Genomic DNA, 728 nt, shown 5'->3' on the forward strand with positions numbered 1-728 from the left:
AGGATGCGCACCGCGCGCACCGCGCGCACCTGCACCACGGCTACGTCGACGTGGCGCCCGACGGGCCGTTCGATGCGGCGGCCTGCCTGCTCACCCTGCATTTCGTGCCGCCGCAGGAACGCGTGCCGACGCTGGGTGCGTTGCATCGGCGCTTGCGCCCGGGCGCGCCGCTGGTCGTGGCGCACATGAGCTTCGAGCAGAACGACAGTGCGCGTGCGCGCTGGCTGCAACGCTACGCCGACTTTGCGATGTCCTCCGGCATCACGCCGGAGCAGGCCGAGCACGGTCGCGCCGCCGTCGCCGAGCACGTGCATATCCTGTCGCCGGCGCAGGACGAGGCACTGCTGCGCGAGGCCGGTTTCGGCCGGGTCGAGAGCTTCTACCAGGGCCTGGGTTTCCGCGGCTGGGTCGCGCTGGCGTAAGCGCCACGGCATGGTCACGCCGCGGTGGCTACGCTGGGTGCTGATACGCATGCAGGAGAACAGCATGACCCAGGTGTTCATCATCGGCGCCGCCGGCAAGGTGGGACGTCATCTCGTCAAGCAACTGGCCGACAAACAGCATCGCGTGCTCGCGCTGCATCGTCGTGCCGAGCAGGGCGCTGAACTGGGCGCCCTTGGCGCAACGCCGGTCACCGGCGACCTCACCGCCATCGACGCGGGCACCCTGGCGGGGCAGATGGCGGGAAGTGACGTCGTCGTCTTCACCGCCGGTGCGGGCGGTGCCGG

2 protein-coding genes are annotated in these 728 nt (G+C 70.6%); both read left to right on the plus strand.

All coding sequences use genetic code 11. From position 1 onward, the window contains the following. A partial coding sequence (locus DBR34_RS21570) for a class I SAM-dependent methyltransferase (RefSeq protein WP_219928346.1) occupies window positions 1–422 on the plus strand: 422 nt, incomplete at its 5' end. Between the two features lie 64 nt (window positions 423–486). Continuing rightward, a partial coding sequence (locus DBR34_RS21925; protein WP_219928347.1) for an NAD(P)H-binding protein occupies window positions 487–728 on the plus strand: 242 nt, incomplete at its 3' end.

The sequence above is a fragment of the Stenotrophomonas sp. HMWF003 genome, from assembly GCF_003061285.1.
Taxonomy (GTDB): Bacteria; Pseudomonadota; Gammaproteobacteria; order Xanthomonadales; family Xanthomonadaceae; genus Stenotrophomonas; species Stenotrophomonas maltophilia_AP.